The sequence below is a fragment of the Acidobacteriota bacterium genome, assembly GCA_034211275.1.
In the GTDB taxonomy this organism is placed as follows: Bacteria; Acidobacteriota; Thermoanaerobaculia; order Multivoradales; family JAHZIX01; genus JAGQSE01.
This window is the reverse complement of sequence record JAXHTF010000289.1, coordinates 1-5847: the sequence shown is the minus strand read 5'-3', so window position 1 is coordinate 5847 and position 5847 is coordinate 1. Positions and strand designations below refer to the sequence as shown.

The following is a 5847-nucleotide window of genomic DNA, read 5'->3' as shown; positions in this document are numbered from 1 at the left end:
CTTCGAAGCTCTCCGTTCCCAGCGGCCACACCTCCACATCCCCCGGAATGGCGGTCTCCGAACCCTCATCCACCAACACCAGGGCGGCCCCGGCATCGCGCAGAACGAAGGCGGTACGCTCCGCCGGCCAGCTGGGGTCCAGGGGCAGAAAACCCGCACCGCTACGCAGGATCGCCAGCAGCGCCGTCACCTCCCAGGGAGAGCGCTCCAGGCGCACCGCCACCACCGGCTCCCGGGCCGCCGTCGGATCCTCTCCCTCTTGCAGCCATCGCCGCAGGCGCAGCGCCAGCGTGCGGGAGTGCCGTTCGAGCTCCCCGTAGGTCAACGTCCGCTCCCCCTGGGCCAGGGCTACTGCCTCGGGGCGGCGTTGGGCCTGTCGAACGACCAACTCGTGCACCGGAATCTCCCGCCCCGGGAGCAAATCCCGAATCGCCGAGTCCGGGGGCGAGGCCTCGACGCTCCACTCGCAGCCCACCTGGTGCAGCGCTGCCGCGGTCATGAGGGAGAGCCGGCCTACGGGTTTTGAGGGATCCGCCGTCGCCGTCGCCAACAAGGTCTCCAGCTGAGCCAGCTGGCGGCGCACTGTGGTCTCGTCGAAGAGATCCCAGCGGTACTCGGCAATGGCCAGCAGCCCGCCGCGGTAGGGCCGCATCACCAGGCTCAAGTCGAGCTTGGCGGAGGCGGACGGAGCCGATTCCAGGGTCGTTTCCAGCCCGGCGAGGCGCGGCGGTGTCCCCGACTCCTGGACCGAGAAGAGAATCTGGATCAGCGGGTTGCGGCTCAGGTCCCGTTGCGGATGAAGCTCCTCCACCAGGCGCTCGAAGGGCAGATCCTGATGGGCATAGGCGTCCAAGGCCACCGCCTTGACCCGTTCCACCAGCTCACCGAAGCCTTCGTCCGGGCGCACCTCCACCCGCATCACCAGAGTGTTGACGAAGAAGCCCACCAGATCCTCCAACTCCCGGTGCTGGCGCCCCGCCACCGGCGATCCCAAGACCACGTCCCGCTGCCCGGTCTGGCGATAGAGGAGCACCGCGAAGCCCGCCAGTAGGGCCATGAAGAGGGTCGCCTGGTGCTCCCGGCGGAAGGCGTCCAGGGAGCGCGCCAGCGATGGCGGATAGTGCACCGAGAAGGCGCGTCCCTCCAGGCTCTGCACCGCCGGCCGGGGTCGGTCCAGGGGCAGGTCCAGGGAGCGCGGAGCGCCCTCCAGCTGCCGGCGCCAATGATCCAGCTGACGTTCCAGTGCCGCTCCCCGTAGCCACTGCCGCTGCCACACGGCGTAATCCCCATATTGCAGCGGCAGCGGCGGCAGTGAAGGCGTCTCACCAGCGGCGAAGGCGCGATAAGCGTGGTCGAGCTCGCGCAGGAAGATGCCCATGGACCAGCCGTCGAAGATCACGTGGTGGAAACAGATGAAGAGCCGATGACGACGCCCCCCCCGGCGCAGGAGCACGAAGCGGTGCAGCGGCCCCCGGGAGAGATCGAAGGCCACCGCCGCCAGATGATTCACCAGCGCAGTTTCTTCCCGGGCCGCCGCCGCTTCCGAGCCCGAACCCGAGCTCGCCAAGGCTTCCAGGTCGATGCTCGGCAGCGTCTCCGGGCGCGGCGCAGAAATCCGCTGCATCGGCTCGCCGTCCCGGCGCTGGAAGGCGGTGCGCAGTACCTCATGGCGGTGGATCACCCATTGGAGGGCGGCGCCCAGAGCCTCCGTAGCCAAGTCTCCTTCCAGCCCCAGGGTGACGGCGATGTTGTGGGCCGAGGTCCCCGGGCGCAGCTGCTCGACGAACCACACCCGGCGCTGGGAGAAGGAGGCGGGGAGGACTCGCTCTTCCTCCCCGGCGTCCCGCGGAAGAGGCACCAGCGGCGGCGCTTCCGGCAGGCCCGCGTCGCCGGCCCCCAGGGCCTCCAGCTCCACCGCCAGCCGTGCCACCGTCGGCTGCTCGAAGACGTGGCGCAGGGGTAGCTCCCGGCCCAAGGCCTGGCGCACCAGGGAAACCAGACGCAGCGCCGACAGGGAATGGCCGCCGTGGGTGAAGAAGTCGTCGTGGATCCCCAGGTCCCCCCGCTCCAGCACCTGCTGGAAGAGCTCCAGGAGCAGACCTTCCAGATCGTTGCGCGGCGGCTCCCGCAGCTCACCGCCGTCGGACTCCCCGCCGGCGGGGCGGTAGGCTTCCAAGACCCGCCGGTCGACCTTGCCGTTGGGGGTTTGGGGCAGCGCCCGCAGATAGACCACCGCCGCCGGCACCATGTAGGCCGGCAGTTGGCGCCGCACCTCCGCCAACAGCACCTCCGGCACCAAGGAGGCAGGGGGCTCCATCACGGCCAAATCGGCGACGTGCAGCTCGCTGGCAGGAGCTTCCCTCGAGGGCAGACCGTCTTCGCCCGGGCCCTCCTCCCCGGTCACCGCCTCGACGCCGTGGGGCACCACGAAGGCCGCCAGGCGATCCCCACCGTCGCCCTCGCGCCAGGGCACCACGGCGCTGTAGGCGACCTCCGGCAAACCCTCCAGCACGCTCTCGATCTCCCCCGCCTCGATGCGGAAGCCGCGGATCTTGAGCTGATGATCGGCGCGGCCCAGATAGTCGAGATGACCGTCGGTGCGCCGGCGCACGACGTCACCGGTGCGGTAGAAGCGGGCACCGGCGGGGCCGAAGGGGTCCGGCAGGAAGCTGGCGGCGGTGAGAGCAGGCCGGCCGCGATATCCCCGAGCGACCCCCGCTCCGCCCAGGTAGAGCACCCCCGGCGCTCCCATGGGCTGAAGCTGCAGCCGGCGGTCGAGGACCTGGCCGCGGGTGTTGTCCAGCAGCGGCCCGAGGGTCATTACCGCCGATCCGTCGGTCTCCAGCTTGCCGCCGCGGGCCAGCCGGACGGCGCTGGACCAGATGGTGGTCTCGGTGGGACCGTAGATATTCCACAGCTCCTCGCAACGTTCCGCCAGCTGCAAAGCGAGGCTCTCCGGCAGCGCTTCGCCGCCGCTGATCAGGGTCAACTGATCACCGTCTTGCTGGCCGCCCTGCCGGTCCCCTCGCCGGCCTCCTTGCCAACCTGAGGCCACCAGCAGGCGCCAGGTCGCCGGCGTCGCCTGCACCGTATCCGCCCCGCTGGCGGCGAGACGAGCGGCGAGGCGCTCTGGATCAGCGGCCTCGGCGGCGGAGCCCATCTCCACCGCACCGCCGGTGATCAGCGGCACAAAGAGCTCCACCGCTGCGATATCGAAGCTCAAGGTCGTGAGGGCCAGCAGCCGGCGCCCCGGGCCGAAACGCAGCCGGCGAGCCGCCGCCTGCAAGAGGTTGATCAAGCCACCGTGGGTCACCTCGACCCCTTTGGGGCGACCGGTGGAGCCGGAGGTGTAGAGCACATAGGCCAGCTGCTGCGAGCGAACCGGGATCGGCTCCGCCGGAGCTCCGTCGGAGACCTCCTCCTCCACCGCCAGGGTCGGGGGGAGCTCACCGCAGGTCGCCGCCAGCTGGGCCAGCAGCGCCCGATGCCCCAGCAGCAGCGCCGGTCGCGAGCTCTCCAGCACGTAGCGCAGACGCTCTACGGGATGCTCCGGATCCAGAGGAACGTAGGCACCCCCAGCCGCCAAAACCGCCAGCAATGCCTCCACCGCCGCCGCGGTGCGCTCGACGCACACCGCGACCACCGTCTCCACTCCCACGCCGTGGCGGCGCAGCTGAGCCGCCCGGCGCCGCACCCGCGCCGCCAGCTCGCCATAGCTCACCGTCTTGCTCCCGGTGGCTTCTGCTGGTCGGCAAATCACCGCCGGTGCCTCGGGGTCCCGGGCCGCACGATGGAAGAAGAGGGAGGGCAAGAGCTCCGAGATCGGAGACGCTTCCACCGTGCCCTGCCACTCCGTCTGAAGCTGGTGACGCTCCGCCGCCGCCAGCAGCGACAGCTCTCCGGCGGGGCTCTCGGGCTGATCCAGCGCCGATTGCAGCAGCTGTTCCCAGGAGCGCGCCAGGCGCCGGGCGGTGCTGCGGTCGAAGAGGGCGGTGGCGTACTCCAGCGAACCCTCCAGCCCGTCGCTGGTGTTGAGCGCCAGCGCCAGATCCACTTTCGAGGTCTGTACCGGCACCTTGCCCCGGGTGACCTCCAGATCCAGCAGCCGGGGCCGCGGCGGCGGCTGATTGTGCAGCAGAAAGAGGCCCTGGAAGAAGGGATTGCGGCTGGGGTCGCGATCCGGCCGCAGCTCCTCCACCAGCCGTTCGAAGGGCACGGCGTCGTGGCTCAGATCCTCCAACACCGTCTCCCGCACCGTCTCCACCACCGAGCGCAGCGAACGTTCCGCCGGCAGCTCCAGCCGCAGCACCACGGTGTTGACGAAGAGCCCCACCAGCTGCTCCAGCTCGCTCTCCCGGCGCCCCGCCACCGGCGTTCCCAGCAGCACCTCCCGACGGCCGGCGAGACGGGTCAGAAGCAGACCGAAGACCGCCAGCAGGACCATGAACGGCGTCGCGCCGCACTCCCGGGCCAGAGCCTCCACCCGCTCCTCCGCATCCGGCGGCAGCTGCACTGGCACCGACGCGCCGTCGGTGCTCTGCAGCGACGGCCGCATGCGATCCGTCGCCAGCCCCAGATCCTGCGGCGCCGCCGTCAGCCGCCGGCGCCAATAGGCCACCTCCGAATCCAGCAGCGAGCCGCGCAGCTGCCAACGCTGCCGGCGGGCATAGTCGGAGTAGGTGAGAGGCAGAGCCGGCAGCGCTGGATCCTCGCCCCGCACCACCAGCGCATAGGCGGTGCCGAGATCCTCCAGCAGGATGCCCAGCGACCACCCGTCGGAGATGGCGTGGTGCAGCCCCAACAGCAGACGATGCTCTCCGGAAGCATCCCCGCCGAGACGCAGCAGCAGGCGGCGGAAGAGGGGGCCGCGCTCCAGGTCGAAGGGTTGGAGGGAAAGTCTCAAAGCGAGCTCGTCCGCCGCCGCCCTGCCGTCTTCCCCTTGCAGCCTCGACAGATCCACCATCGCCAGCGGCCGATGCCCTGGAGACAACCCCTCCAGCGACCGGTGTTCTAGCGGCCGGACCCGCTGGCGCACCACCATCGCCGAGATTCCCTGCACCTCGGCCGTTTCCTCACCGGCGTCCGCCGCCCCCGATTCCACGGCCTCCTCTTCTGCAGGATGCTGCCGAACCTCGATGTGAGCCACCCGCTCCAAGAAGACCGTGCGCAAGGATTCGTGACGTTCTTCCAACGACTCCAGCGCCCGGGATAGAGCCCGCAGCTGAAGCGGGCCCCGCAGGTGCAGGGGCACGAAGAGGTTGTAGGCGGCGGAGTCGGGGTCGAGACGGTGCAAGAACCACAGCCGCTCCTGGGCGAAGGAGACCGGAGCTTCCTCCGCGTCTTCCTCGTCCGGCACGTCCACCGCCAGCCGCTCCACTGCCGGAAGCACCGGCGGACCTGCCGACGAGTCGATGCGGGACGCCAACCCCGCCACCGTGGGAGCCTCGAAGAGCGCCCGCAGCGGCAGCTCCCGACGGAAGCGTTCGCGGATGCGGGAGACCAGCCGAGTGGCGGTGAGGGAGTGGCCGCCGAGCTCGAAGAAGTCCTCCTCCGCCCCCACCTCGTCCCGTTCCAAGACCTCGCACCACAGCGCCGCCAGCCGGCGCTCCGTCTCCGTCTCCGGAGCCCGGCCGCCGCCGGAACCACCAGAGGAGCCCCTAACGGAACCCGAGCCCCACACCGGCGCCGGCAGCGATCGCCGGTCGATCTTTCCCGTCGAGCTCCGGGGCAGCGAATCCAGACGCGCCAGCGCCGAGGGCACCATGTACTCCGGCAAGGCCTCCCCGAGGGCCCGGCGCAGGGCGTCCTCCGACAGATCGCTCCCCGGCGACGCCACCCAATACCCCG

General features: G+C 70.6%; 1 protein-coding gene. It reads right to left on the bottom strand.

Annotation, left to right across the window (positions count from 1 at the left end; all coding sequences use genetic code 11):
- Positions 1-5847, bottom strand: a 5847-nt coding sequence (locus SX243_24875) for an amino acid adenylation domain-containing protein (protein ID MDY7096222.1), incomplete at both ends; no start/stop codon positions are given.